This is a genomic window from Thermococcus gammatolerans EJ3 (genome assembly GCF_000022365.1).
Taxonomy (GTDB): Archaea; Methanobacteriota_B; Thermococci; order Thermococcales; family Thermococcaceae; genus Thermococcus; species Thermococcus gammatolerans.
Genome location: NC_012804.1, coordinates 1817919 through 1844622, shown reverse-complemented (window position 1 = coordinate 1844622; position 26704 = coordinate 1817919). Strand labels below are relative to the sequence as shown.

Sequence of the window (26704 nt, the reverse complement as noted above, 5' to 3'; positions counted from 1 at the left end):
ATGGCCAAACCCCTCACCGAGCGCTTTTTCATCCCGAAGGAGCTCAAGGTCTTTGGAAGGTGGAGCGTTGAGGATGTTACAGTCAACGACCCCTCGCTCAGGCCTTACATAGCCCTCGAGCCGAGGATCCTCCCGCACAGCCACGGCAGGCACGCGAAAAAGCCCTTTGGCAAGGCCCAGGTTCACATCGTTGAGCGTTTGATTAACAAGGTCATGAGGAGCGGTGCCAGCCACTACAAGGCCGGCGGTCACTTCATGAGAAGGGAACACCGCTCGATAATGAGCAAGAAGATGAAGGCCTACGAGGTCGTCAAGGAGGCCTTCATGATCATAGAGAGAAGAACCAAACAGAACCCGATTCAGGTTCTCATAAGGGCCATCGAGAACTCCGCCCCGAGGGAGGACACCACCACCATTGCCTTCGGTGGAATCCGCTACCACATGGCCGTCGACGTTTCCCCGCTCAGGAGGCTTGACGTGGCCTTGAAGAACATCGCCCTCGGTGCAAGCATAAAGTGCTACCGCAACAAGACCACCTACGCCCAGGCCCTCGCCGAGGAGATCATTGCCGCCGCCAACAGGGATCCGAAGAGCTTCGCCTACAGTAAGAAGGAAGAGATCGAGAGGATTGCCCAGTCCTCCCGCTGAGGGCTGTTTCCTGTTCTCATTCTCTCTTCAGTTTATATATTACTGCTTCCGTTGTTGCCAAAAATTATTTATTGTCCAAAATTCAACAACATAGCATGACAACTGAAATTGTCAAACTAGACAAGAATGGAAGGATATATCTTCCTGCATCCCTGCGGAAGAAATTTGGGACCAGCTCTTTCTACGTTGAGGAAAGGGGGGATGAGATAGTTCTTATCCCGGTTCGCAAAAAAATCAGGAAGTACTACGGAGTATTCAAAGGTGAGAATCTAAGTGCGGAAGAGATTGACCAGTTAATTGAAGAGGAAACAGAGCAACTTCTGAGGGATGAGCTGTGAATGTTTATGTTGACGTGAATGTTCTGTATTATTTCCTCACAGCCAACGAGGAGTTCGGAGAGCGTGCGAGAGACCTGCTTGAGAGATACAGCGGAAACGTGATGACCTCAGCCCTTACAGTATGGCAACTTTATATTCTGTTTAGGAGGCAAAAGACTAAGTTGAACATCACTGATATACTTCTGGATTTGGGAATTGAGGTAGTTCCCTTAACCATGGAAATCCTTAGGAATGCCGAAAGATGCAAAAAGCTCGATTTCGACGATGCCATTCATTATGCGACAATGAAAGCCCACGGAATAACAACAATCCTATCAAACGATAGGGATTTTGATAAAGTTGATGTGAAAAGAATCTTCTAAACTCATACCCGCACGAATAAGAACGTTGATGTCAATTAAAAATCCCTCCCCCATTCTTCCCTCAGCCCCCTGAGGCTCCTCTCAAGGTTTTTCTTTTCCCTGTAAATCCCGCGGTACTTCGATGGCTCAAAGAACTCGACCTTAATCTTCTCCCAGAGTTCAGGAGGAATTATGACGTCCTTAATCTCCCGTGCTCGTCGTAAATGTACTCAATACCTCTATACCACACCTGAAGGGGTTTTGTTCCGCGCCTATTTAACCCCTTCGCCCTGCATGCTTCGCAAGGTCAGAGATTTTTTCGGGCTTTCGCCTTCATCTCCAGTTATCGGGTGCAAAAGGGTAGCTGGAAAACTATTTAACTTCAAGGCTTATCCAAAATCGGTGAGAGAATGAGCGAAGTTATCAATCCTCATGTGCTCCTCCAGAAAATAGACCACATAGAGAAAGAACTGGAGGACTTAAAGATCATGCTGCTCAAGATGGTCGCCGAAAACCTCCCAGAGGATGATGAGGAAATAGACGAGGAAACATTGAAAGCCTTTGAGAAAACCTTAAAGACATGATAGAGGGAAAGGTTGAAGCTCTCAGCGCCGATGAGGCCATTAAAATCCTTTCGAAAAAGGTAGGGGGTTAACGCTTTTTGTACGCCCGCCGACCAGATAAAGCCTCCACAAGTTGAATCATGCCGATGCTTTATGCCGCATTCAGACTTCACTGAACCTCACCCTGAATGAGTCCCTATCTTTGTCGATTCTCGGTGAAAATCTGGCGTAATAGATGTCGTAGGCGAAGTCACCGAAGAACATTTGGCCGCCACCCCTCACCTGCAGGGGTTTTCCTTTCCCAGTAACCTCAACCCCCAGTACTCCACCGTTCCTAGGCAAAAGTCTGAATTCCTTGATAGTGCCCCTAAATGGTCTTACGGTGATGGCACCCTCCCAGAAGTCCAGAAACACGGGGGAGAGCCGGCCCGTTATTTTTATATACTCACCTCGTTTGAAGGTCATCTCCCCTGTGAGTTCCTCCTCGATGGGGACGTACATGAACGACTCACGTCCTATTCTGCAAAGCCGGCAGCGGACTGGAAAATTTATTACTGCCCTGGAGAGAACTCCAAAGTCCACAACCAGGTGCACTGTTCCCCAGTAGGTTTCCTCCCTTTCCTCCCTGCACGGAACTTTCTGCCCTGCTTCGGGTATTATGGTTCGCGCGTACCCACCGAGGATTTTGGCGACCACCCGATACGTCCCCTCATCGTCCAAGGGTTCAACTGAAGGTGTTGCCTCGTTTAGTACCTCCACTTTGTCTATAGTGCTCTCGATAACGGCTTCTACCTCAATTTCCTGCCTTATTCCGAATACTTCAAATGGGTCCTTCACGCCACCGGAGGTCATGTCCAAGAGCGTTGTATCGTCAATGTGGAGGTTCAGCTCCATAGCTACCCCCAATCCCTCTTAAACCAAACTCTTCCCCACCATGTTTCCCGGCTTCTCGACTCCGAAGAACTTCAGAACCGTCGGGGCGATGTCCATGAGGCTTGGCTCGTCGAGGTTCACTTTCTCGAATCCCCAGAGGATAAGCGGGACTTTCATTACCGGCTCGTTCATCGAGCCGTGCATTCCCCTAACCCAGTGGCTTACCCCCTTTATGCCCTTGCACATCCTGTGGGAGCAGAACCAGTAACCGGGCTTTGCCGAGACAATCAGCTCTCCGCTGTTCGGGCTGTTGAGATGCTCCAAATCCTCGCGGAAGAAGACAGCCTTAACGCCCGGCGCCTTCCTCAGAACTTCGAAAGCTTTCTCGGCCTCGTTTGGATTCCTCAGATAGACGTGAGCACCCCCACCCGATGAAACGCGAAGCGTTTCAATCCCGTGCTTTCTGAGATAGGTTTTCAGGTTCACCCACATGTGAACCTCCTCCTGTCCGTGGTCGGCGAAGATTATGAATGCATACTCGTCTTTAAGGCGCTCCCAGAGGGTTCTGACAGCAGTGTCAACCGTCTCAACGGCCTTAAGTGCCCCCTCGCTAAGCGGGCCGTAATCGTGGCTCATCCCGTCAATCGAGGCGAAGTGGACGAGGAGCAAGTCTGGCTTGCATTCCTCGTAGAGATATAGAGCGGAATTAAGAACCCACACGTCTTTCCTCCAGTCGCGCCCGTGCTGTCTGTACATCTTGTCGCTCGCGAAGAATGGGGGGAAAATCCTCACGTCCGTTCCGCTGAAGGGGGGCATCGTGTAGCCCGAAACGCTCGCCGTTCTAACTCCCCTCTGGCGAAGCAGGTCAACTATTGTCGGGGCCTTGATGACCCTGTGGGGATTGAAAGCCACTTCATAATCGTAGAAGTTTATTTTCCTGTCGGTCAGCCTGTCGTAGTAGCCGTTCTCGACGACACCATGACATTTTGGCCAGACCCCGGTCATTACGCTCGTGTGCACTAAATCGGTCAGTGTTGGAAAGATTGAATCCACTACCGCAAAGCCTCCAGTCTCAGCTAACTCGCCCAGAAACGGCATGTGCTTTAGGTTGTAAACGCCGTTTCCGTCGAGGCTTATCAAAGCCAGCTTTCTTCTCATTTCCATCACCGGTGTCAGCCTGACGTGCACTCGTCACCGCTCGGTGGGATGGAGTGGTCATCATTCACCGGGTTTTATTGGTCAATTCGGTATAAATTCCTTCCGAGCCATTCGTCCAAGGTTTTCTGCCTAGCGAGGCTTCCGAGGATGTAACTCCTCCTAAGGTACTCCTCGAAGGGGTGCTCAAGCCTTCTCCGTATCGCGTCGAGGGCCTCGTTGAGCGTCTCGAAGCGTCCGATCAAGTTGCCCATCGCCTTCTTCACCCCGAGGCGAATCTGCCAGACGCCGACGGGGGCGTAGTATTCCGGTGTAACTTCCCTGAAGACGACTGCCCGCGCCTGCCTCCTTCTCGCTCTGAGGGCTTCGAGGACACTTAAGCGGGCGGCGTGGTATGCACCGGCCGTTTCTTTGACGTACTCCTTCCTTCCGCGGAAGTCCTCATAGTCGTGAATCACGCTCGGCCTCTCGCTACCGAAGAGCGAGCCCTTGAGCCAGACCTCCAAAAGCTCGAAGGCGTAAGACTGGGGCATCAGCAGAACTACATAGTGGTTGCCGAGGAAGCGGTAGAAGTAGACCTCGTAGTCGTTTATCTCAGGGTAGTGAAGAATTTCTCTCCTGAGGTTTCTGCCAATCGTGTCCTGAACCGCTGTGATGCTCCACCGCGTCGGGACGAGCTTTTTCTCGACTCCGAGTAGCCCAGCGGAGAGGAGCCTTATGATGTAGTATTCGTCGAAGCCCCAGTTGTAGAGGCGCATTATTGCTTGCTCGGCCTTCAGCTCGTCGCTCACCACGTAGTCGGTTCTCCTTGGGATTTTCGGGTTCTCGGTCAGCTCGAAGTCGAGGAGCTCCGCTTTAGGCCCGATGGGTGGGGCGAACTCGCTCGGGAGAACCTTTAGGACGGGCTTCCTCTTGAGGATTACCTCGCTGTCCACCGGTTTTATTGACATCACCAATTCCTGGACCTCGCCCAGAATCCTCCCGCTCTTTCTGACATCAACGTCGGCTTTCGTCTCGCCCATGACCAAAAGCGAGCGGTAGTAGAGAATATCGCGAATCGTCTTATCCTCCCACTTGAGGGGACTGTCAAGGTGGCTGGTATTTCCTTCAATCGGGGGGACGAGGGGGCCAATTCGGACCTTGGGGTAGCCGTACTCGCCGACGAATATGCTTGGCGGGGAGGAACCAAAGATGTGGCGCTTGTTAAGCCTTTTTTCCACCGTGCGGGCTACCCTGAAGCGCTCTAAAATCGGGCAGGTTGGCCTTCCGCAGAGGAGCTTCCGACCCTTGCAGATAGCACAGAGCTTGGAGTTGAAGAGCTCGACCATCATGGTTGGTTTGTCTCCCCACGTTTTAGCCTTTTCCTTCGAAGCCGTTCCGGAAACAAGGGTTCGAAGTTCATGGTTTTTATATCCCGATTAGTACTACACTGGAGTTAAATTTATCTGCTTAATTTCTCATTTCCGTGTGCATTGTAGTGTTTTCCCAAACTTTTATATACGGCAATGTACTTAGTTGTCGTGAGGTGCTTCTATGTACGGGAACTGGGGTAAGTTTTTGCGCGTGAACCTCTCCACTGGGGAGGTCAAAGTTGAGGAGTACGACGAGGAGCTGGCCAAGAAGTGGGTTGGCAGCAGAGGACTGGCAATATACTTCCTTCTCAGGGACATGGATCCCAAGGTCGACCCGCTCAGCCCGGAGAATATGCTGATAATAACACCGGGTCCGCTCAGCGGAACGAGTGCTCCGACCGGCGGCAGGTACAACGTCGTAACAAAGAGCCCGGCAACGGGCTTCATAACCATGGCCAACTCCGGCGGTTACTTCGGTGCGGAACTCAAGTTCGCCGGATGGGACGGTATCATAATCGAAGGAAAGGCCGAGAGTCCGGTCTATATCTACATCAAGGACGACAACGTTGAGATCAGAGACGCTTCACACCTGTGGGGCAAAGTAGTGAGCGAGACCGAGGAGACGCTGAGGAAAGAAATCGGTAGCAAGAAGATCAGGATCCTGAGCATAGGCCCCGCCGGTGAGAACCTCGTCAAGTTCGCGGCCATAATGAACGACGGCCACAGGGCGGCCGGTAGAGGTGGCGTCGGTGCGGTTATGGGAAGCAAGAACCTCAAGGCCATAGTGGCAGAGGGAAGCAAGAGGGTTCCAATTGCCGACAAGCAGAAGTTTATGCTCACCGTTAGGGAGAAGATAAACAAGCTCAAGAACGATCCGGTCGCCGGTGGTGGACTTCCCAACTACGGAACCGCAGTCCTCGTTAACATCATCAACGAGAACGGTCTCTACCCGACGAGAAACTTCCAGACCGGCGTCTTTGAACACGCCTATGAGCAGAGCGGTGAGGCGATGGCCAAGAAGTACCTCATAAGGAACCAGCCGTGCTACGCCTGTCCAATCGGATGTGGAAGGGTCAACAAGTTGCCAACCGTTGGCGTTACTGAAGGCCCCGAGTACGAGAGCATATGGGCGCTCGGTGCCAACCTCGGAATAAACGACCTCGCGAGCATTATCGAGGCCAACCACCAGTGTGACGAGTTCGGTCTCGACACCATCTCAACCGGTGGAACTTTGGCAGCGGCAATGGAGCTCTACGAGAAGGGCTACCTTACAGACGATGACCTCGGCGACGCTCCGCCCTTCAGGTGGGGTAACACGGAAGTTCTGCACTACTACATCGAGAAGATAGCCAAGAGGGAAGGCCTCGGAGACAAGCTTGCCGAGGGAAGCTACCGCTTCGCCGAGATGTACGGCCACCCCGAGTTCTCAATGAGCGTCAAGAAGCTTGAACTCCCGGCTTACGACCCGAGGGGTGCGGAGGGTCACGGCCTTGGTTACGCAACCAACAACCGCGGTGGATGCCACATCAAGAACTATATGATAAGCCCAGAGATCCTCGGCTATCCGTACAAGATGGATCCGCACGACATAAGCGACGACAAGATCAAGATGCTCATACTCTTCCAGGATCTCAGCGCCCTCATAGACGCCGCCGGTTTGTGTCTGTTCACGACCTTTGGACTCGGCGCCGACGACTACCGCGACATGCTCAACGCGGCCCTTGGCTGGGACTTCTCAACTGAGGACTACCTCAAGGTCGGAGAGAGAATATGGAACGCCGAGAGGATCTTCAACCTCAAGGCCGGCCTCGATCCGCTTAAGGACGACACCCTGCCGAAGCGCTTCCTCGAGGAGCCGATGCCGGAGGGACCGAACAAGGGACACGTTGTCAGGCTCAAGGAGATGCTGCCGCGCTACTACCAGCTCCGCGGCTGGACCGAAGATGGAAGGGTTCCGCCGGAGAAGGCCGAGGAGCTCGGCATCAAGGAGTTCCTCTGATTTTCCCATTTTTGTCCAGCAATTTTTTAATAGCTTCACGCTGAGGAACTTGTTCAGGTGACGTTGTATGGTAAAAGTTAAGGTGTTCGCCACTCTCATCGACATCGTGGGAAAGCGAATGCTTGAAATCGGGGGCGTTAAAACCGTTGGGGAGTTGTTGGATGAACTCGATCGGCGGTTTCCGGGGGTCAAAAAGGAACTCGAAGACGGCTACCTGATTCTCGTTAACGGTAAGAACATCGAACACCTTCAGGGACTGGAAACTCCCATTTCAGATGACGATACGGTTAGCGTTTTTCCACCGGCGGGAGGCGGTTGAAGTGGTGAAGGAAGTCGGCAAAGAGTACACCTTCACTCTGTGGGACGGGAAGGTAATAGTCAGACCGAAGCTCGACATGAAGTACCTGTACATAGAAGTAACCAGCAGGTGCAACCTGAAGTGCGAGATGTGCTTCAAGCAGTACTGGGAAGATAAAGAGGGGGATATGGACTGGGACCTCTTCCTCAAGATACTCGACGACGCGGAGGAGTTTCCAGAGCTCAGAATGATCTACTTCGGAGGGATAGGTGAGCCTTCCGTCCACCCGCGCTTCATGGACATGGTCCGGGAAGTTAAGAGGAGGGGGTTTGCCCTCGGGATGAGCACGAACGGAACCCTGCTGACGGACAAAATGCTCCGAGAGATATCTGAGCTTGGGGTTGAGCTGGTATACTTTTCCATGGACACCGTGCCAACGGCCCAGAACGCGATAACACTCGGTCACATTGCCGCGGCGGTTACAGCGGACAAGATAAGGAAGCTCGTGAAATACCGGGAGGAGACGGGAACGCATAAACCGAGCATTGGAGTTGAAGTCGTCGTGACCAAGGAGAACTACATGGAACTGCCTGATCTCGCCCGTTATCTCCTAGATCTCGGCGTCGATTCAATGCTGGTTTCGAACCTCCTCCCATTGACTGAAGAGCAAACCAAGGACATAGTTTACGATGGGAGCGTTGATATGAAACCGATCCTCGATGAGCTGTACAAGATCGCCCACAGCGGCCTTTACATAAAGCTGCCGTACTTTGAGCTGAAGACCGAGAGGCAGTGCGATTTCGACGAGAACAACGTGGCGGTCGTTAGATGGGACGGAGAGGTTGCACCCTGCTACCGGTTCCTCCACACCTACTACGAGTACATCTTCGGCAGGAAGAAGAAAGTGAACGCCTACTCCTTTGGAAACGTCAGAGAAAAGAGCCTCGCGGAGATATGGACGAGCGAAAAGTACACGTGGTTCCGCTTCACCATGAAGAACTACATGTACCCGTCCTGCACCGACTGTCCCCTCGTCGATGCCTGCGACTTCGTGAAAACAACCGATATTGATTGCTGGGGCAACGAGCCGAGCTGTGCCGACTGTCTCTGGTCGAGGAGGATAGTCCAGTGTCCCATTCCCCAGTACAACTTCGGGAAGTTCTATTAGTAGCAAAAAGCTTAAAAACCCTCCCCCGCTCATATACCTCGGGCGTGCCGCGGTAGCCTAGCCTGGTAGGGCGCCGGCCTGCTAAGCCGGTGGGCGGTGCCCACCGGGGTTCAAATCCCCGCCGCGGCGCCAAATTTTCTCGGGTTCAATGCCGGGATAGCCTAGAGGCGAGGCGAGGGACTGCAGATCCCTTCCACCCGGGTTCAAATCCCGGTCCCGGCTCCACCTTTTTAGAACCTTTTCCTTCCCCATCTTCTCCTGTACTCCCTCTCGAGATCCTCTTCCCTGAAGCGCTTGGGAATTCTCTCACTCAGCTTGGATCTCTTCACCTCGACCTTGGCTTTCCTTGCTATGTCCCTGAACCTGCCAATCTCACCTGGTTTAAGAAAAGTAATGGCCTTTCCTCTCTTTCCCATTCTGCCAGTCCTGCCTATCCTGTGGATGTACTGTTCCGTGTTCATGGGGAGGGAGTAGTTTATCACGTGACTTATCTCCCTGACGTCTAGTCCTCTCGCGGCAACGTCTGTGGCAACGAGAACGTTGATCTTTCCCTCCTTAAAGCGACCGAAGGTTCTCTCCCTCGCGGCCTGGCTCATGTCCCCGTTGAGGGCATCGGCCCTGAAGCTGTCTCTCCTCAGCCTCTCGCTCAGTTCCCGGGTTTCCCTCTTGGTGTGGCAGAAGATTATGCCGTAAAACCCCTCCCCGAGAACCTCTTTCAGCTTTTCGTACTTTCTCGCAGGAAGGACCTCCACGTACTCCTGATCAACCATCTCGGGTACCACCTCATCCCTGCTAACGAGAATGACCTCGGGGTTCCGCATGTACTTCTTTGCCAGGAGGAGAATTCCCATTGGCATCGTCGCCGAGAACATCAGGATCCTCTTCTCCTGGGGCGCGCGCCTCATTATCTCCTCGATGTCATCGACGAAACCCATGTCGAGCATTCTATCGGCCTCGTCAAGTACGAAGAACCTTACCGAGCTGAGATCCAGGGTACCCCGGTTTAGATGATCGAGCACCCTGCCCGGAGTTCCAACGACCACATGAACTCCCCTTTCGAGGGCCCTTATCTGCGGCCCTATCGGCTGACCGCCGTAGATCGCGTAGACGTAGACCCTCTTCTTCCCCCGGAGGCTTTTGATCTCGTTCGCCACCTGAAGTGCCAGCTCTCTGGTGGGGGTGAGTATTATGGCCTGCACTGTTTTTTCGTTGGGGTCGATTGCCTCTATTATAGGAAGTGCAAACGCCGCAGTTTTCCCTGTTCCCGTTTGGGACTGGCCGATTATATCAACCTCCCCCTCAAGGAGGCGTGGGATGACTTCCCTTTGAATGTCCGTTGGGACTTCAAAACCCTTCCTTCTAACTGCCTCTAAACTTGATTCTGACAAGCCCAATCTTTCAAAACTCATCTTTACAAACTCCCTTACTTTGCTCAGACGCACTCCTTCTCAGGCGGAACGCGTCGAGAAGAAACGCGATCTGGCGGGCCGGGGGGGATTTGAACCCCCGACCTGCGGATTAAGAGTCCGCCGCTCTAACCAGGCTAAGCTACCGGCCCTCAACCCGAAACCATAGACGGGAGTTGATTTATAAATTTTTTGGTATCTCTCGAGGGAAAACTTTATAAATCCTCCTCGACCCTTATAATTGGCAACGCGGGGGTTGCCGAGCCTGGTCAAAGGCGCGGGATTGAGGGTCCCGTCCCGCAGGGGTTCCGGGGTTCAAATCCCCGCCCCCGCACCAGAAACGAAACTTTTGCCAAGCAAAAGTTTCATCAAAGTTCGTGATTCCTTTTTGAAGAGTAGTTTTTGAGTGGATTTCCCCCAAATTGCTCCTTTGACTGAACGAATTCATTTAAAAGCACCTTTTAGCTTGGGTTCAAGCTTTTTTGCGCTCTGGTGGGGCGCGGTTCTACCTGAACCGCGCATAAAAAGCCTTAACTTGGTGAATTCAAACTTTCAATAGCGGGCTTGATTTTGAAATCCTATTACAAAGGAGCCCAAAAGAGGAATCACGAACTTCTAGCCAAACTTTTCCCAAAAGCTTGCCTGCGAAAGCGATTTAAATCGCTGGATCATGAAGATAGCGGTGGTGGAATGAAGGTTCACTACGAGTGCTTCTCGTGCATTGCCAGTCAGTGTCAAAAGATTGTCGAAATGGGAACCGAAGACCTTGGTGTCAGGAAGAGAGGTATTTTGAGGGCCGCGAAGGGGATAGCTGAGATGAAAGAAGACTCCATACCCGCAGTGATCGGGAGCAGAGTATTCCTTGAGGTTTATGATGCCATTGGGAACGACGATCCGTTCAGGGAGTACAAGGAACTCTCGAACAGGCTGGCTGAGAAAGTCGTCTCTGATCTCGAACGGGAAAATATCGACCTTAAGACCGCACTAAAGCTCGCCATAATTGGCAACGTGATAGACTTCGCCGTCGGCTACTCCCCCGAGAGGATTGAGGAGGACGTTAGGGCAATGCTCGGGGAAGAGCTCTACATCGACAACTCCGATGAACTCTTCAATAGGCTGAGTAGGGCAAAGATCCTCCTCTACCTCACGGACAACTGCGGCGAGATATATTTCGACAGGCTGTTCCTCAGGAAGATTCGGGAAGAGTTTCCCCAATTGAAGATCTACATCGCCGGCAAGGAGGGACCGATAATAAACGACGCCACCGTTGAGGATCTCAGGCGAGCGGGCCTTGAGGAGATTGGCGAGGTAATCTCGACTGGGACGAGAATAGTCGGTGTGCCCTTTGGCCTTGTTTCTCGGGAGTTCATGGAGGTCTTCGAGAAGGCGGACGTAATAATAGCCAAGGGACAGGGGAACTTTGAGACCCTGAGCGAGAGGAAAGATGGGAGGATTTTCTACCTCCTGAAGGCCAAGTGCCGGCCGATAGCGAGGGAACTAAACGTGCCCCAGGGCTCGTTGCTTTGCGTTCGCTCTCCCTTCGGGCCTTAGGTGGGCCTTTTCTCTTCCTCTGGAAACTTCCAGTTTTTCGTGATCCTGGCAACGTTTCTGATCAGCGTTCTCTCATCTCGGTTCTTCTCGACCAACTTTTCAAGGAAGGAGACGAGCTCATCGTAGGTTCTCTTCTCAACTGGGAACGGCACGCGGTCCTTTCCGCCGACCGCGTAGGTGAACTTGAAAGGATCGACCGGATGGGTAACCCTGTCCCTCCAGCTGGGTGGCGTCTCGTAGACCAGCTCCACAACTAGCGATAGTGCCCTGAGCGTGCTCGGACCTAGGCCCTTGAGGAGTAGAAGCTCCTCATAGTTCCTAACCCCCAGTTCCCTCGCGAATTCAAGTGCCTTCCTGTTGAGCTCCAGTTTTCCAAGGCTTTCGTAACGCCTCAGAACGGTTACCTCATCGACGTTCCTCGGGCGATAGTAGACCAATGGACGGTAGCCCTTCGCTATGGCCTTTATGGTTTCAAATTCCCGTTCAATTTTCTCGGGCCTCTCACTCACGATATCGAGAAGGGTCTTTTGAAATTCCCTGGAGTCTTTTGAGACAGTATTGAGGGCAATTTTGGCCCTAATGCCCGCTATCGCCTTGTGGGGATCGATGGTAAAGGTCTCGGTGTTGAACCAGTGGTAGCGCCTTGCAAGCTTGGCCCTTTCGTTCATCCCCTGCTGTATCACCGCCCAATTGCCCTCCTCGTCGAGGAGGAAGGCGTGGTGGTAGAGCTGGTAACCTGTCTGGAAGGCGACGGTGTCGACCTTCGCGACGAGCCTGGACGTTCTGATGTAAGGTTCCGGGTCGAGTCCGTAGTGCTCCGCTATGGCTCTTAACTCCTCCGGTGTTTTCCTGCTTGCCCTCCCTTTACCGCCGGCTACCTTAACCCCGAGCTCCTCCTTGGAAAGGGCGTCCTTTATCATCCCAACCGTTACCGTTGTGCTACCGGAGGAGTCCCAGTCCATGCCGATGAGGTTGTTGAAGGCCTGGAACCAGATAGGGTCGGAGAGCCTCTCAAGGAGACCCTTCGTCCCGTACTCGTCAACGGCGAGTATTAGCACTAGTTTCGTTAGCTTCCTCATTCTTTGGGCAAGCCACGCGGGAACGTGGCCGCCGTGGAGGGGCAGTTCCGCAACGTTCCTCATCCTCCGGTAATACTCGCTCAGATGTTTTAACGGTTGTCCCGCATGATCTTCGCACATCCAATCAAAAAGTGCAGGTCTACCGGAAAAATGTAGTCAAATGGAAAGGAAAGCCTTTTTATCCCTCAATTCGATATCGGTCTGCAGGTTTTGATCTCACGGAGGGTTGGAAATGGGAGTTGAAAAGGTCCCGAAGTACGACATCCCGACTGTTAAAGTGGACTACGTTTTTATCGAGCTCGACAAGATGAAGCCTCACGAGCAGCTCGTTCAGAAGGAGCTTGAGGATTTCATCGAGAGTGTCACGGGAAGTGGCATCTTCTGGAAGCCGATGCTCCTCGCGAAGATCCCGGGGACGGACGAGTACCTCATCGTTGACGGCCACCACCGCTGGGCCGGCCTCCAGAAGCTCGGCGCCAAGCGCGCTCCCTCGGTTATACTCGACTACTTCAGCGACGACGTCAAGGTTTACACGTGGTACCCGGCCTTCAAGGGCGACCTCAACGAGGTTATCGAGAGGCTCAAGAAGGAGGGCCTTGAGGTCGTTGAGGATCCCGAAGCCGAGGAGAAGGCCGAACGCGGTGAGATTGCCTTCGCCATCGTCGGCGAGAAAGCTTTCGCGATTCCAGGAGGTCTTGAGGAGCAGAAGAAGGTCAGCAGGGTCCTCGACGAGATGAACCAGGAAGGGAGAATAGAGCTCATCTACTACGGCCTCAAGGAGGACGCGAGGGAGGATATGGCAAAGGGTGAGATTGACTACGTCTTCATCAGGAAGGCCCCGACGAAAGAGGACGTTATGGAACTCGTCAAGCGCGGGGAGGTCTTCTCGCCGAAGACGACCAGGCACGTCCTGCCTTTCAACCCGGACAAGATTGACGTCAAGCTTGAAGAGCTGTTCTGATGTTCCTTTTTTCATTAACTTTTACGGAAATGTTTTAATGTCGTTAGTATTTTAGATTATGTGAGGGGTGTTAATGGGAAGAATAAAAAGGGCAGTAAAGATCGCGCTTTTGGCACTTATTCTGATCTCTTCGGGAAAAGCAGTGTACTTGAAGTACCAGATAGAATCCCCGCTGAAGGCGTTTGAAACCGCTGGAGTGGCCGTCAACGAGAGCCTCATAGCTGTGTATCACAACGGGAACACCTGGCAGTTTGCAACTTATCGAGAGGAGGATAACAGGATAATTGTCCGCACTGTCTCGTGGGATTTCATCCACGCTTTTTTTACGTGGAGCCTTTCAAAGAACACCGAGAGCTCAAAGGCCGCTTTTAACTACTCACCCCTCGCTCTGGATAAAACACTCCTCAAAAAGTACCGTCCACATCACAGGGCTCTTCTCTTCAAGACCCTTGGCTGGGTCTACGACGAGGACATTGCCCTTCATCTGCCTGCCCTCAGTGAGGTTATGAGTAGGGGAGAGAAATACAGTTCAATAACGGGACTCGGTTCAAACCGGGGATTATGGATCAATATGAAAATAATCTGCGACCCTCCGAGTCTCTTTGCCCATGATTATGTTTGCAGAGGCTTCATAGGGTATGATGGGCTTCTCGTGATCCCCGGGTACAGGCTCAAAACTGGGCGGATGGTATGGGTAATTGAGAGACCACAGGGGGACTTTGTGAACGTTACAGTGTTCTATCCAGGAATTTCCCTATCAAAGCTTGTCAAACCTGAGAGGAAGATTAATGGAACCCTCACGTTCACCGGAAGAAGTGTTCAGTTGCTCCGAGAAGCTGTTCCGGACTACGTTGAGCGGGATATCCTCTACATCGAACTTGAAGTGATGGATGACAGAAACCACTCGTCCGTTGGAGGGATATTTGTACTCCCCAAAGACAGGTACGGGACTTTCGATGAATCCTGGGAGGGGGAGGAAGAATGAAGGACAAGTACATCATAGTTCCTCTCTTGATTACCCTTCTCATTCTATATGCGGGCGTCGTTTACTTCGGCTCAATCCCAAGGGATAAACATCCAAAGATCCCCCAGTTGAACTCCACCTATGTGTATGACAGGTACTTGAGCCCATACGCGAAGAGGGGATTTCACCTCTTGGCAGCCCAATTCAGGGAATGGCATCCTCATTCCGGACTAGAATTTGAGTGGAGAATTTATCTGTACCACCCCAATGGAACGTTGGCTTACATAACAATTGGAAGTTATGGAGTCAGCAAAAGAGAATACCCCACATTCCTTGATTATTCGCCCATCGCGATGCCCATAGAGGCTCTGAGGGAGTTCTCACCGGCCTCCAGCAATCGTGGGTATGTGGACAAAATTTACTTCTTGAACAACACTAACTACAGGATCATGAAAGACGAATATCATGGCATCTCCAGATGCAGGAACATAACCTCGTTCCTCCTTGGGAAGGAGTTTAAACTCGTTAAAGGGCTCAGGAGTGGAAGTGAGACGGCCCTGCTAAATGTAAGCCCAGTTGGTGGAGTCTTCGTTCTCACAGGTTCCTACAGTTACAACCCCCTCTGCAGGGAGACGTGGCTGGTCGTTCAGCCGTACAACAAAACCCACGATAGAGTGGGTGTAATTTATGCAGACGTGGACGTCTGGGGATTCTCACCCAGACAGGATCTACAAGTCTTCAATGGGAGCCGCTACTCATGGCTTATAAAGAAGCATTCAAACAAGCTTGGCTGGGGAGATGTGGAGGGCCTTTTAATGAATGCAACGGGGATCTATCTCAACCCACACGCCCGGCTGATTTTTGAGAGATCCTACAAAAGAGGGGGTCTCCCGGGTATCTCAAGTGTGATTATTCTCAACAACGGAACCGTTAAAACCTGGGGCATGTGGATAGAAAGGGGAAGAGCCAGAAATGCATCCTAACCTGGCCCGATGACGATGGATTAACCGACTGATACATGATGACATCGGCCTTGACCGAGGGCCTGCATGTGCACCTACATAACCACTTACAAAAAAGGTACTTATATTCCAGAGGTCTACTTATCCCGGGGAAAGGCATGGTTGTGAAGGCACTCACCTCGATGCTCATTCAGGCATGGGCCGGAAACTCCTACTCTTCCCCCCTCCGGAGTCCCGGCTACTTCAACATAATCGGCTCCCGGGAGGCCGTTAGGGAGGGAAGCGTTCTTCTCGTGACCCGGCCGGGGAGGGAGGTACCTCCGGGATGGAAGGCTCTTTTTGTGAGCACGGTCCCCGGCTTCATAGGCCCCCGGGAGCTCCCAAAGCTCCTCCATAGCATCATAGACGAACTGAAAAAGAATCCCGGAACGGCGGTTGTTCTCGAGTGCCCGGAGTATATGGTTCTCCACAACGGATTCAGAAGCTTTCTAAGGTTTTTAAACGCCCTGCGCGATCACGTGATGCTCACGGGGGGCAGGCTTTATCTGATCACTGACCCCTCAGTCTGGAAAGAGAGGGAGTTCGCGCTCCTCCGCCGGATGGAAGGTTGAGCCACCTGTCCAGCTTGATTGGGTTCCTCCTTATGTCCTTGAGGGTCGAGACGTAGAGCCTTCTCCCATCGATCGACCTCTTTATCTGAAGCTCTCCAATGCTTTCTAGGAATCTCATTACCTCCTTAATGGCATCAGGACTTATTCCGCTCGATTTTATGGTCTCCCAGAAGGGTTCACTATCCGAGTACTTGGCTGCCTTCCTCACGATGGCCCAGGCCACCTTTACCTTTCTCTCCCCCCTCGCTATCCTGTAGGCCTTCACCAGAGCCCTAAGCGTCTCCATCCGAGTCCCTCATAGGCTTATCGAAGACAACGTATAAAACCGTTTCCCGGATGCAATCTTTTTAAACTCCTAGAAGTATATAGATTGGGCGATGATAATGAAAACAAGAACCCTTAGCCGCTCGGCCTTCATCATCCTCGTCCTCATGCTCCTTCCAGCGGTGCTCGCGTCGCCCAATCAGAAGACCGTCTACGTTGCCAAGTTTGAGGGGGTTATCACGAGCTATTCCGTGGATCAGTTCTCGCGGTACATAGAAATAGCAGAGAAAAACAATGCTGAAGCTCTAATTATTGAGATTGACACGCCGGGCGGGAGTGGTCAGGCGATGCAGGAGATAATCCAGAGGATCAAGGAATCGAAGGTTCCGGTGATAATATACGTTTACCCGCCCGGTGCGATAGCGGCCTCAGCAGGAACCTACATAGCCCTCGGATCCCACCTCATAGCTATGGCCCCCTCCACGAGCATAGGAGCCTGCGAACCAATCATGGGCTACGCCTCCAACGGGAGCATAATCAAAGCCCCCGCGAAGGTAAGGAACTTCTACGTGGCTTACATCAAAAGCCTCGCCGAGGCGAGCGGAAGGAACGTAACCGCGGCGGAGAGGTTCATAACGGAGGATCTAAGCCTTACACCGGAGGAGGCCCTTAGGGCCCACGTTATCGAGGTTATAGCCAACGACGTCCCCGATCTGCTCAAAAAGGCCAATGGGATGAAAACCAAAATCCCGGTAAAAGGGAAGGGCTACGTAACGCTCAACTTCACCAACGCTAGGATAGTGAGTATAGAGCCCTCCTTCAAGGACGAGGTCGTGAGGTATATCTCGGATCCCACGATAGCCTACGTCCTCATAAACATTGGAATCCTCGGGCTTATCTTCGGTTTCCTGACACCGGGATGGCACGTTCCAGAAACCGTTGGGGCAATACTCCTCGTTCTCGGCATCATAGGGCTCGGCTACTTCGGCTACAACGCCGCCGGGCTGGTACTCATAATCCTCGCGGTGATATTCTTCATCGCCGAGGCGCTGACGCCGACCTTTGGCCTGTTTACGGTGGCAGGGGCGATAACCATGATACTCGGTGGAATCCTTCTGTTCGGGGGCGGAAACGAGTACCTCATACAGCGTTCAACGTTCTCCACCTTGAGGGCGGTTATAATTGCGATAGCCGTCATGCTGGCGCTGTTCTTTGCCTTCGGGGTTAGCGCTGTGATTAGGGACAGGAAGAGAAAGGCCCAGACGGGAAAAGAGGAGATGATCGGAGAAGTCGGCCGGGTCGTTCAGGAGCTCAACCCTGAGGGAATGGTAAAGATCCGGGGTGAACTCTGGAAGGCCGAGAGCAAGACGGGAGAAAGAATAGGGGTTGGAGAAAAGGTTAGGGTCGTTGAAGTCAGGGGGTTGACCCTAATCGTTGTCCCCGAGGGAGTGAGTCCCGATGAGAAAAAGGAGGTGTGAAGGATGGCAGGTTTGGGAACCATAATTTTGGGAACTATTTTGCTTTTTGTTTTGATAATACTGGCCAGTGCCATAAAGATAGTCAAGGAGTACGAGAGGGCCGTTATATTCCGTCTTGGAAGGGTCGTCGGTGCCAGAGGTCCGGGACTGTTCTTCATAATTCCTATATTCGAAAAGGCCTACATAGTTGACCTCAGGACGAGGGTTCTCGACGTTCCGGTTCAAGAGACCATAACCAAGGATAACGTCCCGGTTAAAGTGAACGCCGTCGTTTACTTTAGAGTCGTCGATCCCGTGAAGGCCGTTACGCAGGTGGCCAACTACATCGTTGCGACGAGCCAGATAGCCCAGACAACCCTCAGAAGTGTCATCGGTCAGGCCCATCTGGACGAGCTGCTCAGCGAGAGGGAGAAGCTGAACATGGAGCTCCAGAAGATCATCGACGAGGCAACAGATCCCTGGGGAATTAAAGTGACCACCGTTGAGATAAAGGACGTAGAACTGCCGGCAGGAATGCAGAGGGCAATGGCAAAGCAGGCAGAAGCGGAGAGGGAGAGAAGGGCAAGGATCACGCTGGCAGAAGCTGAGAGGCAGGCGGCGGAGAAGCTCCGCGAGGCTGCGCAGATAATAAGCGAGCACCCGATGGCGCTCCAGCTCAGGACTCTCCAGACGATAAGCGACGTGGCCAGCGACAAGAGCAACGTCATAGTCCTGCCGCTTCCGATGGAGATGCTCAAGCTCTTCAAGAGCTTTGCCGACGCTGGAGAGGCCGTGAAGAAGATGGTCGAAGAGAAGGCCTCCGAGTGAGGCCAACTTTTTTAAACTCTTTTCTGTCAATTTCAGCTGAATTTCAGAGGAGAATTTATACGGGTGTGTTATTATGATCGAGGCAAAGGATCGGTTGATCGATAAGATGCTTGAATCCGGGGCAATTCTCTTCGGTCACTTCGTGCTCTCTTCGGGGAAGGAGAGCGACTACTACATCAACGTGAAGAAAGTCGTAACCGATCCCGATGCCCTTGAGCTGATGGCCGGGTTGATAGCCGGCCTCGTCCAGAGGGTCGGGATTGACTTTGACCGCGTTGCAGGCCCGGAGCTGGGGGCTGTGCCGATAGCAACGGCAGTTTCCCTCAAAACCGGCAAGCCCCTCGTTATAGTCAGGAAAAAGCCCAAGGGGTACGGTACCGGAAGCCAGATCGAGGGGGATGTCAAGGAGGGCGACAGAATCCTCTTAGTCGAAGATGTGACGACCACAGGGGGAAGCGTTCTTCGAGCGGCTGAGGTGCTTGAATCCCTGGGGGCAAGAATAGCGGCCATAGCGGTCGTGGTGGACAGGGAGGAAGGGGCAGAGGGGAGTATAACCTCAAAGGGCTACACTTTCCTGCCCGTTATCAGGGTCTCTGAGCTCCTTGAAAGAAAAGAAACAGTCAAAGGGCGGGAATCGGATTAGAGGGAGGGATTAAACGTAGTCCTCAAGGGTTTTGGCCTTGACCATGATGTTTGCCTTTTCCCGGCCGTAGAACACCTCAACTAGGCCGTCGGACTCAAGTTTCTTCACCGTCGAGAGAAGTGCCGGCATCGGGGTTTCGAGTTCCGAACTCAGGTGCTGGAGGGCAACGGCCCTCTTTTTTGTTGCCAGAACCTTATAAACGAAATCCTTGCTCCTACCGAGCATGGGAAGAGCACCGATAATAGTTATCGCTCCACGTAAATAAACTTTTCTGGACAAAAATCGTCACCGCGACGGGCCAAGGGTTTATAAACCAAAACCCGCTAGAGGGCTCCAATGACGATTGAAGGAACCGTTAGGGAGCTCAACGAGGACGGCCTTGGGATTGTGAAGGTGGGCCGGAGGAGGGTACTTGTCCCGTTCTCGGCTCCGGGAGACAGGGTTAGGATAGAGAGAACGAGAAAGAAAAAGAGGAAGATCATCGCGGAGAGGTTTGAGATCCTCGAGCCCTCCCCAGTTAGAAAAGAGCCCCAATGCGAGTACTTTGGACGGTGCGGTGGCTGTCTGCTTCAGCATCTGGACTACCGGGATCAGCTCGAGTTCAAGAGGTTCAAGCTTAACGCGATCCTGAATGAAGATGTCGAGATTATACCATCACCGAAGATATTTGGGCATAGAAACAGAATTGATGTTGTCATTTCGACAAGGGGTATCGGGTTCAGAAGATACGGCACATGGTGGGACGTTGTGGATATCGAGTGGTGCCCCGTCTTCGGCCCATCCTCAAAGAGGGTTTTGAAGTCCCTCCGAGAGTTCATAGAGGATCATGAAGTGAGCCTCTACGAAATTGGAAAAAACGAGGGACTTCTGAGGTATATCGTGATCCGGGAGGGGAAGTTTACCGGGGACCTCATGGTGAACCTTGTGACCGGCCCTGGAGAGCTTCCAGAAGACTTTCCCCAGTACTTTGACTACGCGGAGTCAATATACTGGAGCGTTAACAGAACGCCCAGTGATGTCTCCTACGGTGAAATTGAGAGGTTCTGGGGCAAGGAGTTCATAAAGGAGGAACTTGACGGAACCGTTTACCTTATTCATCCAAACAGCTTCTTCCAGACCAACAGCTACGGGGCCGTTGAACTGCTACGTGAGGTGGCGAAGAGGGCTGAAGGGGGCAGGGTTCTGGATCTATACTCCGGTGTCGGCACATTTGGGGTCTATCTAGCCAGGAAAGGATTTTCCGTTGAGGGTATAGAGATCAATCCCTTCGCGGTTGAGATGGCCAATCGAAATGCCGAGATAAACGGGGTGGAGGCGAGGTTCAGGGTCGGTGCCGACAAGGACGTAGGGAGCCTTCAGGCGTACGACACAGTAATCGTCGATCCCCCCAGGGCAGGTTTGCATCCAAAACTTGTAAAACGGCTCGTCCAAAAAGGGCCTGAAAAACTCATCTACGTTTCCTGCAATCCCAAGACCCTCGCCCGTGACCTTAATGAACTTAAGAGTGTCTACACCGTAGGGGGTATAATAGGTCTTGACATGTTCCCCCACACACCACACGTTGAGGTGGTGGTTGAGCTAAGACGTCAGAGATTCAATTGAAGAACCGCTAAGTTAATAAATCATAACATCCTAGTTCGATATTAGGTAGGAGGTGAAAAAGTTGCTCGACGAGAGGGACAAGATAATAATCGAGATGCTTACCAAGGATGCAAGAACGCCCTTCACAGAGATAGCCAAAGTGCTGGGCATAAGCGAGACTGCCGTTAGGAAGCGTGTAAGGGCTCTTGAAGAGGCAGGGGTTATAAAGCAGTACACGATCGTCATCGACCCGTCAAAGCTCGGCTACAACCTCGTGAGTTTAACTGGGATCGACACGCTCCCAGAGAAAATATTCGAGGTCGCCAGCAAGCTCAAGGAGTTCGAGTTTGTGAGGAGCGTCTACCTCACGAGCGGGGATCACATGATAATGGCGGAGGTATGGGCCAAGGACGGCAACGATCTCTCCGACATCATCTCTAACAAGATTGGAAAGATCGACGGTGTCGTTAAAGTCTGCCCGGCGATAATCCTAGAGCGGTTGAAATGACCTTTTCATTTTTTAGGGGTCAAAGAGTTAAAAAAAGATGGATCAGCCCAGAGTTGCCTTTGGAATGGCTTCATACGTGAGGAGTTCTTCAAGTTGCTTTCCGGACACGGTGAGGTCGATTAAGACAAAGTTCTCGGACGTTGATATCTCAATGTCCCTCAGTATCTCAACGAGGGCCGATCTCCCCTCTTGAGAGAATTTGAGGTCGAGGAGTGAGATGAAACCTCTCAACTGTTTTGCCATGTCGGAGGCGTCAGTCGGGCTGTCCATCTCCAGAACCACCCTGAAGGAGTAGTTGCCGTTCGTCAGCACGAACTTAAATGCACCGTATTTGACGCTCTCCTCCATTGTCCCGAGGGGAATAGGCGTGGAGAGCTCACTTGATTCACGCTCCGAGGACGTGAGATTCATAAGCGCACGAAAGTCGTAAACCGCTATCAGGTTTCCTGAACCGACCTTTTTAACAATCTCCCTGTACTGTTTGGCCCACTTCCCCTCGCCGTGAATGAGGTCGATCACCTCCTCAATCGTGTCCTTATCCCCCACGATGATGTAGTTCTCGCTGATAGCCACCCCCCAGTTTTTGCTGTCGAGGTACTCATCAACGCCCCTGTACTTGGCGTGATGGATCGTCTCGTTGAGCCCCTCGATCTTACCTTTGACCTTTTCGACGTCCACGCTCCCCTCAACGTATATCGCCATCTTCGGCTGCTGGGTTTCCTCGTCGTACCCTCTCACAGCGAAGATGGCCCTCGATAGTGTCGCTATGTCCACACCCGTCTCGTTCAGAACGTTCTCCCTTAGGGACTCGTACTTGGGGTAGAGACTGAGGTTCTTCATAAGCTCCTCAAAGGCGGCCTCTTTTACCGTGCTCATGTCGAAAACGCCCGCCACTATCGCGTCCGATGGAACCAGCTCAAGCCAGCTTTTCTCCCTGCTCCCCCCAATACATCCGCTGGAAGCAATCCCAGCAATAAGAACAAAGAGAATTATCGCCGCATAGATTGTCCTCCCCTTCATGGGGATTCCCCCATCAAAATGTTGGATCGCTTTTTATTTATACCTTTCCACAGGAGGTTAGAAAGAAAGGTTCATAAGTGCTGAAGCCGAAGATCGCTGACCCAAGGGGAGGGATGGTAGCGTGAAGGTTGGTGTCATCTTCGGAGTTAGCGAACTCGCGGATCCCAAGGCGTTTGAGAGGAAAGCCTCTGAGTTCCTCAACTGCCTCGCGAGGGAACACGAGATAATGGGCGGCCTTTTTGTATCGACCAAGTCCGACTTCAAGAGGGTCAAAGAGGAAGTTGATCTAAATAAAGCGGACGTTCTGGTGCTCTATCCTCTAACTGGGGGAACTGAGAACGGGCTAAAAGAGTTTGCAGTTTACAGAAAACCGATCATAATATACGGTGATCCCTTCAACAATTCTATCGCCGCCGGTATTGAACTGAGGGAGTACTTCAGGGAAAGGCTCATTCCGGCCACCCTCGTTAAGGAAAAAGACGAGTTGAAGGCGGCTTTACTCGGGTACGAAGACTCGGCGGAGCTTTTTGAGAAGTTTCTCCGGGTTCGTCTTGGTCTGATCGGCAGGGTGTCACCGTGGCTCATCAACGAACGATTCGAGCTACCCTACGTCCACATAAGTCTGAAGAAGTTCTACGAGTATTACGAAGACACCAACGAGGAAGAAGGTCTTGAAGTGATAGAGAAAATCGTTGAGAATGCACGTGAGATAAAAGAACCCGACAGGAAGTCCCTTGCAAAGGCGGGGCGGGTTTACCTTGCCCTCAAAAAAATAATCGGGGACTACAAACTGGACGGCTTCACAATCGGCTGCTTCGACCTCATCGGAAAGATCGGAACAACACCCTGCCTGGCCCTGGCGATTTTCAACACGGAGGGGATTCCCGCGGCCTGCGAGGGCGAGCTGAATTCACTGCTCGGCATGCTGCTCGTCAGAAAGTTCTTCGACAAACCTGCCTTTATGGGAAATATCGCGGACTACGGTGACGACTACCTTATCCTAGCCCACTGCACGGCTCCTCTGCTGGGGGGATACGTTCTCAGAACTCACTTTGAAAGCGGAACGGGTGTCGGCGTTGCCGTGGAGATGCCCCGGGGAAAGGCCTCGCTTTTGAAGGTACGTGGAAGAAAGGCCATCGTGGCGGGTGTTGAGGTAGTCGGGACTGAGAGGAGTGAGAACCGGTGCAGAACGCAGGTCAGGCTCAGGGTGGAAGAGGCGAAGGACTTCGTGGACGGGACGATAGGGAATCACCACCTTCTGGCTTACGTTGACAGCGAGGAGCTTGCGGATCTGCTGAGTGAGCTCGGCTTCGAGGTCATGCTGTACTGACCCTTTATCTTTTCCCAAACTGCACTGTAAAGAGAATAGAAAAGCAGAAAAGAAATCAGAGCTCTCGGCCGAGGAACTTCAGGAAGAGTACCGTAGCGGCGCCTATGGCAACGGGTATTGGGTGCAGGGATGCCGAGAGCAGGCCCACTACTCCCGCAAGAGCCCTCAGTTCTTTTCTTATGTGCTTTCCAAACCACCCTGTAAGGGCTATCGCCAGCAGGTACATGACGAGCAGCGTTGCCCCGAAGTCGTAGACGACCGTTAGTGCGGTCTTTACCGTCCAATCCTGGACGGTTATGATGAACATCTCCGGATGGGTGAAGTATATGTACGGTCCTATGTACCCCGCCAGCGCGTACTTGACGGCGTTCATTGCCGTCTTCCAGAATTCACCCCCTGCCAGGGCGGAACCAGCGTAGCTTGCCAGTGCCACCGGCGGAGTGACATCGGCAAGGATTCCGAAGTAGAACACGAAGAAGTGGGCCGCAAGGAGGGCTATACTTGTTCCGTAGCCGGGAACGTTGAGGTTGTAGGGCTGAATGTTTGAGACCGCGTTGTAGATTGCCGGAGCGGCGACCAGCGATGTTATGATGTAGTTGGCCGTCGTGGGCACGCCCATTCCGAGTATGAGGCTGAACACCATCGTCAGAATGAGGAGTAGCCACAGGTTGCCCGCAGTAAGGTCAACGAGCCGGTAGCCAAGGCTCGTGATGAGACCGGTCATCGTTAGGACACCCTGGATAAGTCCCGCGCTGGCGGCTGCAAGCATAACGCTCGTGCTGGTCCTGCCCGCGTCGATCATCGATTCATACGTCGCCCGGTACATCTCCTTGCCTTCCTCGCTCTTGGAGATATAACCCACGATCATCGAGAAGACTATTCCCATGACACCGCTGAGCAGGAGTATCTGCTCTTTGTTCATCTCGAGGTATTTGACGAGGGCAATGAAGAATATGAAGAGCAGGCTGATGTAGAGCTTTTCGTTGAACTCAACCAGATCGGTGAGGTAGGCCATAGCTATCAGGGCGAGGCCCAAGAGAACCAGAACCCCTGCAACGGGGGTAGATATTGCTTTGCCGGTGAACATGAGAAGTATTGTTATCAAAACCACTGCAACGTACAGCCCCTCGTGTCCTTTGATCCTGTCCTTGGAAATCCAGGCGACCCAGATGGCAACGCCGAGTGAAGATATTGCCGATATGTGTGGAGCGATTCCCCAGACGAGGGCAACTGTTATGACCACTATGGGCAGGAGGATATAGAGCTTCCGAATAAAGTACCTCAGCGGTGCAAATTGCTCCGTAGGCATTCCCTTGAGGCCGAGCCTCTTGGTTTCGAGATCAATGAAAAGGTAAACTCCGGAGTAGTAGACCAGTGCCGGTATGACAGCGGCGATTATGAGCTTGTTGTAGGGCACGCCAAGGAACTCGGCCATTATGAACGCGGCCGCACCCATTATCGGCGGCATCAGCTGACCGCCCGTTGACGCCACCGGCTCAACGGCACCGGCTATCTCGGGGGGATAACCGGCCTTTTTCATCAGGGGGATGGTAAAGGTGCCGGTTGTGAGGACGTTGGCGACGCTCGATCCACTCACCGTGCCCATGAGACCACTTGCCACGACGGCTGCCTTTGCCGGCCCGCCAGGTCTCTTACCGAAGAGAGTTATCATAAACTCCGTTATGTAATCACTGATGCCTATCTTGAGCAGGAACGCACCGAAGAACACGAAGGCGAAGACGTATATGGTCATAACAAAGAAGGGAATGCCAAAGATTCCCTCATCAAAGTAGAGTTGCTGGGTGAAGCGAATCCAGTCGAAGTTTATGTTGTAGATACCGTACACGAGGAACACCGTAACAACGAGGGGGAGAACCCACCCCAGGACCCTTCTCGTGGCCTCAAGAACGAGGATTATAGCCAGGATCCCGAAGAAAACGTCCCTCATATAGACGTCCGCGAATTCGGTGTACCTCGGGTACACAATGAACAGATAGAACGCGGACACAACACCTAGGGCCGCCAGTATGTAATCGTAGAACTGCACCTTTTCGAGGTGCTTTCTGTCCTTTTTAACGGGATACAGGAGGTATGTGATAAGGAGGATCATGGCCATAACGAAGGCTTCACCCTGCTTCGTTTGAAATGTCGTCTTCAGGAAGCCCATCTTTATTCCCATGCGGGAGAACATATCGTAGAGTGTGTAGTTGAAGTTAAATATGAACAGGATTTCATAAATACCGATTAGTATCGCGGCAGCTGTTATGACCTTTTCAAGGATTGGGGGGAGCTTTCTGGTTCTCTCAATAATAACTTCGGCCTTTTCAACCGGAATCTCTTTGTTCTCAACCATATTAACACCTCCCAACAGCTTTCTGAATCAGCATGCATCTTTCCACACGGAAGTGAACGAGCACCTCTGACTTTGGCTGGAGCACCAAGTTACCATCGACGTATATCCTGGCCCGGTTTAGGGGGATAAACCAGAAGTCTAGGCTCTTCCCGAGGGGAATCTCTATTTTCTTGACGTAAAACCCGTCTTTCATGAACTGTATGTCTTCGGGAAGGCCCGCCCCGAAATCCTTCCACCACATCTCCCTGGCGTAAATTCCGCTGGAGTTTACCTGAAGGACCTCTATCACAGTGCTCCTCTCAACGCTATGGATGTAACGGATGGTAACGTTGTGAACACCCAGGGAATAAACCCGCTCGTGGTTACCGTCGCTTATGACGAGACAGTTAACTGGAAGCAGGAAAATAGGGATGATTGAAAGGACAAAAAAGAAAAGAAACTTTTTCAACTA

General features: G+C 52.4%; 28 protein-coding genes and 4 tRNA genes. 21 read left to right on the top strand and 11 right to left on the bottom strand.

The genetic code is table 11. From position 1 onward, the window contains the following. The 4 genes from TGAM_RS09725 to TGAM_RS11305 all read left to right on the top strand — a co-directional run bounded on the left by TGAM_RS09725 (position 1) and on the right by TGAM_RS11305 (position 1911). Positions 1 to 648, top strand: a complete 648-nt coding sequence (locus TGAM_RS09725) for a 30S ribosomal protein S7 (RefSeq protein ID WP_015859528.1) — start codon at positions 1 to 3, stop codon at positions 646 to 648. A gap of 95 nt (positions 649 to 743) precedes the next feature. Next, positions 744 to 986, top strand: coding sequence for an AbrB/MazE/SpoVT family DNA-binding domain-containing protein (locus tag TGAM_RS09720; RefSeq protein WP_148206304.1), 243 nt, complete (start codon positions 744 to 746; stop codon positions 984 to 986). Next, positions 983 to 1348, top strand: coding sequence for a type II toxin-antitoxin system VapC family toxin (locus TGAM_RS09715; protein WP_015859526.1), 366 nt, complete (start codon positions 983 to 985; stop codon positions 1346 to 1348). Before TGAM_RS09720 ends, TGAM_RS09715 begins: the two co-directional genes overlap by 4 nt. A 389-nt stretch (positions 1349 to 1737) precedes the next feature. Beyond that, positions 1738 to 1911 carry a hypothetical protein gene (locus TGAM_RS11305; protein ID WP_015859525.1) on the top strand — a complete coding sequence of 58 codons (174 nt, stop codon included), beginning with the start codon at positions 1738 to 1740 and terminating at the stop codon, positions 1909 to 1911. Between the two features lie 141 nt (positions 1912 to 2052). Here TGAM_RS11305 and TGAM_RS09710 read toward each other — a convergent pair whose 3' ends face one another. From TGAM_RS09710 to TGAM_RS09700, 3 genes are all read right to left on the bottom strand, one after another. Continuing rightward, complete coding sequence (locus TGAM_RS09710; RefSeq protein ID WP_048811341.1) at positions 2053 to 2784, bottom strand: hypothetical protein; 732 nt, start codon at positions 2782 to 2784, stop codon at positions 2053 to 2055. 18 nt (positions 2785 to 2802) lie between these two features. After that, a complete protein-coding gene (locus TGAM_RS09705; protein WP_015859523.1) occupies positions 2803 to 3921 on the bottom strand; it encodes an alkaline phosphatase family protein in 1119 nt (372 codons plus the stop codon). 74 nt (positions 3922 to 3995) lie between these two features. Further along, on the bottom strand, positions 3996 to 5246 hold the full coding sequence (locus TGAM_RS09700; RefSeq protein ID WP_015859522.1) for an Nre family DNA repair protein: 1251 nt from the start codon (positions 5244 to 5246) through the stop codon (positions 3996 to 3998). A 205-nt stretch (positions 5247 to 5451) separates the two neighbouring features. On the opposite strand from TGAM_RS09700, the gene aor reads away from it, so the two are divergent. The 5 genes from aor to TGAM_RS09675 all read left to right on the top strand — a co-directional run bounded on the left by aor (position 5452) and on the right by TGAM_RS09675 (position 8960). Beyond that, a complete protein-coding gene (gene aor / locus TGAM_RS09695; RefSeq protein ID WP_015859521.1) occupies positions 5452 to 7269 on the top strand; it encodes an aldehyde ferredoxin oxidoreductase in 1818 nt (605 codons plus the stop codon). A 67-nt stretch (positions 7270 to 7336) separates the two neighbouring features. After that, positions 7337 to 7588 (top strand): MoaD/ThiS family protein, encoded by a 252-nt coding sequence (locus TGAM_RS09690; RefSeq protein WP_015859520.1) that lies wholly within the window; start codon positions 7337 to 7339, stop codon positions 7586 to 7588. Between the two features lies 1 nt (position 7589). After that, complete coding sequence (locus tag TGAM_RS09685) at positions 7590 to 8735, top strand: tungsten cofactor oxidoreductase radical SAM maturase (RefSeq protein WP_015859519.1); 1146 nt, start codon at positions 7590 to 7592, stop codon at positions 8733 to 8735. A 46-nt stretch (positions 8736 to 8781) separates the two neighbouring features. Continuing rightward, positions 8782 to 8867, top strand: a tRNA-Ser gene (locus tag TGAM_RS09680). A gap of 18 nt (positions 8868 to 8885) precedes the next feature. Further along, positions 8886 to 8960, top strand: a tRNA-Cys gene (locus TGAM_RS09675). Positions 8961 to 8965: 5 nt separating this feature from the next. Here the strand turns inward: TGAM_RS09675 and TGAM_RS09670 are convergent. Both TGAM_RS09670 and TGAM_RS09665 read right to left on the bottom strand, forming a co-directional pair. Next, complete coding sequence (locus tag TGAM_RS09670; protein ID WP_052291834.1) at positions 8966 to 10144, bottom strand: DEAD/DEAH box helicase; 1179 nt, start codon at positions 10142 to 10144, stop codon at positions 8966 to 8968. A gap of 71 nt (positions 10145 to 10215) precedes the next feature. Continuing rightward, a tRNA-Lys gene (locus TGAM_RS09665) sits at positions 10216 to 10293 on the bottom strand. A 97-nt stretch (positions 10294 to 10390) separates the two neighbouring features. On the opposite strand from TGAM_RS09665, the gene TGAM_RS09660 reads away from it, so the two are divergent. Further along, a tRNA-Leu gene (locus TGAM_RS09660) sits at positions 10391 to 10478 on the top strand. 353 nt (positions 10479 to 10831) lie between these two features. Further along, positions 10832 to 11692 (top strand): damage-control phosphatase, encoded by an 861-nt coding sequence (locus TGAM_RS09655; RefSeq protein ID WP_015859517.1) that lies wholly within the window; start codon positions 10832 to 10834, stop codon positions 11690 to 11692. Here the strand turns inward: TGAM_RS09655 and TGAM_RS09650 are convergent. After that, positions 11689 to 12834, bottom strand: a complete 1146-nt coding sequence (locus TGAM_RS09650; RefSeq protein ID WP_015859516.1) for a DUF763 domain-containing protein — start codon at positions 12832 to 12834, stop codon at positions 11689 to 11691. The two genes, TGAM_RS09655 and TGAM_RS09650, sit on opposite strands and share 4 nt — an antisense overlap. A 169-nt stretch (positions 12835 to 13003) precedes the next feature. On the opposite strand from TGAM_RS09650, the gene serK reads away from it, so the two are divergent. From serK to TGAM_RS09630, 4 genes are all read left to right on the top strand, one after another. Next, on the top strand, positions 13004 to 13732 hold the full coding sequence (gene serK, locus TGAM_RS09645) for an L-serine kinase SerK (protein WP_015859515.1): 729 nt from the start codon (positions 13004 to 13006) through the stop codon (positions 13730 to 13732). 73 nt (positions 13733 to 13805) lie between these two features. Further along, the gene (locus tag TGAM_RS09640; protein ID WP_048811339.1) at positions 13806 to 14717 is read left to right on the top strand and encodes a hypothetical protein; all 912 of its coding nucleotides are present in this window, start codon (positions 13806 to 13808) and stop codon (positions 14715 to 14717) included. Then, the gene (locus TGAM_RS09635; RefSeq protein ID WP_015859513.1) at positions 14714 to 15679 is read left to right on the top strand and encodes a hypothetical protein; all 966 of its coding nucleotides are present in this window, start codon (positions 14714 to 14716) and stop codon (positions 15677 to 15679) included. The genes TGAM_RS09640 and TGAM_RS09635 overlap by 4 nt, the downstream gene beginning before the upstream one ends. Before the next feature lie 137 nt (positions 15680 to 15816). Next, a complete protein-coding gene (locus tag TGAM_RS09630; protein WP_148206303.1) occupies positions 15817 to 16269 on the top strand; it encodes a DUF835 domain-containing protein in 453 nt (150 codons plus the stop codon). On the opposite strand, the gene TGAM_RS09625 is transcribed toward TGAM_RS09630, so the two are convergent. Continuing rightward, positions 16208 to 16555 carry a hypothetical protein gene (locus tag TGAM_RS09625; protein ID WP_015859511.1) on the bottom strand — a complete coding sequence of 116 codons (348 nt, stop codon included), beginning with the start codon at positions 16553 to 16555 and terminating at the stop codon, positions 16208 to 16210. The genes TGAM_RS09630 and TGAM_RS09625 overlap by 62 nt on opposite strands. Positions 16556 to 16646: 91 nt before the next feature. Between TGAM_RS09625 and TGAM_RS09620 the strand changes: the two genes are divergently transcribed. The 3 genes from TGAM_RS09620 (at position 16647) to pyrE (ending at position 19461) form a co-directional block, all read left to right on the top strand. After that, complete coding sequence (locus TGAM_RS09620; RefSeq protein ID WP_015859510.1) at positions 16647 to 18011, top strand: NfeD family protein; 1365 nt, start codon at positions 16647 to 16649, stop codon at positions 18009 to 18011. A gap of 3 nt (positions 18012 to 18014) precedes the next feature. Beyond that, on the top strand, positions 18015 to 18818 hold the full coding sequence (locus TGAM_RS09615) for a slipin family protein (protein ID WP_015859509.1): 804 nt from the start codon (positions 18015 to 18017) through the stop codon (positions 18816 to 18818). Between the two features lie 73 nt (positions 18819 to 18891). Further along, the gene (gene pyrE / locus TGAM_RS09610; RefSeq protein WP_015859508.1) at positions 18892 to 19461 is read left to right on the top strand and encodes an orotate phosphoribosyltransferase; all 570 of its coding nucleotides are present in this window, start codon (positions 18892 to 18894) and stop codon (positions 19459 to 19461) included. Between the two features lie 9 nt (positions 19462 to 19470). On the opposite strand, the gene TGAM_RS09605 is transcribed toward pyrE, so the two are convergent. Next, entirely contained in the window at positions 19471 to 19686 is a 216-nt protein-coding gene (locus TGAM_RS09605; protein ID WP_014122341.1) for a hypothetical protein, read from the bottom strand. A gap of 111 nt (positions 19687 to 19797) precedes the next feature. Between TGAM_RS09605 and rlmD the strand changes: the two genes are divergently transcribed. Both rlmD and lrpA read left to right on the top strand, forming a co-directional pair. Beyond that, positions 19798 to 21063 carry a 23S rRNA (uracil(1939)-C(5))-methyltransferase RlmD gene (gene rlmD / locus TGAM_RS09600; RefSeq protein WP_015859507.1) on the top strand — a complete coding sequence of 422 codons (1266 nt, stop codon included), beginning with the start codon at positions 19798 to 19800 and terminating at the stop codon, positions 21061 to 21063. Between the two features lie 61 nt (positions 21064 to 21124). Beyond that, positions 21125 to 21550: an HTH-type transcriptional regulator LrpA gene (lrpA, locus tag TGAM_RS09595; RefSeq protein ID WP_015859506.1), complete on the top strand. Its 426-nt coding sequence runs from the start codon at positions 21125 to 21127 to the stop codon at positions 21548 to 21550. A 42-nt stretch (positions 21551 to 21592) separates the two neighbouring features. Here the strand turns inward: lrpA and TGAM_RS09590 are convergent, their stop codons facing one another. Then, positions 21593 to 22570 (bottom strand): hypothetical protein, encoded by a 978-nt coding sequence (locus TGAM_RS09590; RefSeq protein ID WP_015859505.1) that lies wholly within the window; start codon positions 22568 to 22570, stop codon positions 21593 to 21595. Positions 22571 to 22691: 121 nt separating this feature from the next. On the opposite strand from TGAM_RS09590, the gene TGAM_RS09585 reads away from it, so the two are divergent. Continuing rightward, on the top strand, positions 22692 to 23900 hold the full coding sequence (locus TGAM_RS09585; protein WP_015859504.1) for a hypothetical protein: 1209 nt from the start codon (positions 22692 to 22694) through the stop codon (positions 23898 to 23900). 55 nt (positions 23901 to 23955) lie between these two features. On the opposite strand, the gene TGAM_RS09580 is transcribed toward TGAM_RS09585, so the two are convergent. Continuing rightward, positions 23956 to 26253, bottom strand: a complete 2298-nt coding sequence (locus TGAM_RS09580) for a TRAP transporter permease (protein ID WP_015859503.1) — start codon at positions 26251 to 26253, stop codon at positions 23956 to 23958. Position 26254: 1 nt separating this feature from the next. Beyond that, the gene (locus TGAM_RS09575; RefSeq protein ID WP_015859502.1) at positions 26255 to 26701 is read right to left on the bottom strand and encodes a DUF1850 domain-containing protein; all 447 of its coding nucleotides are present in this window, start codon (positions 26699 to 26701) and stop codon (positions 26255 to 26257) included. Positions 26702 to 26704: the final 3 nt, after the last annotated feature.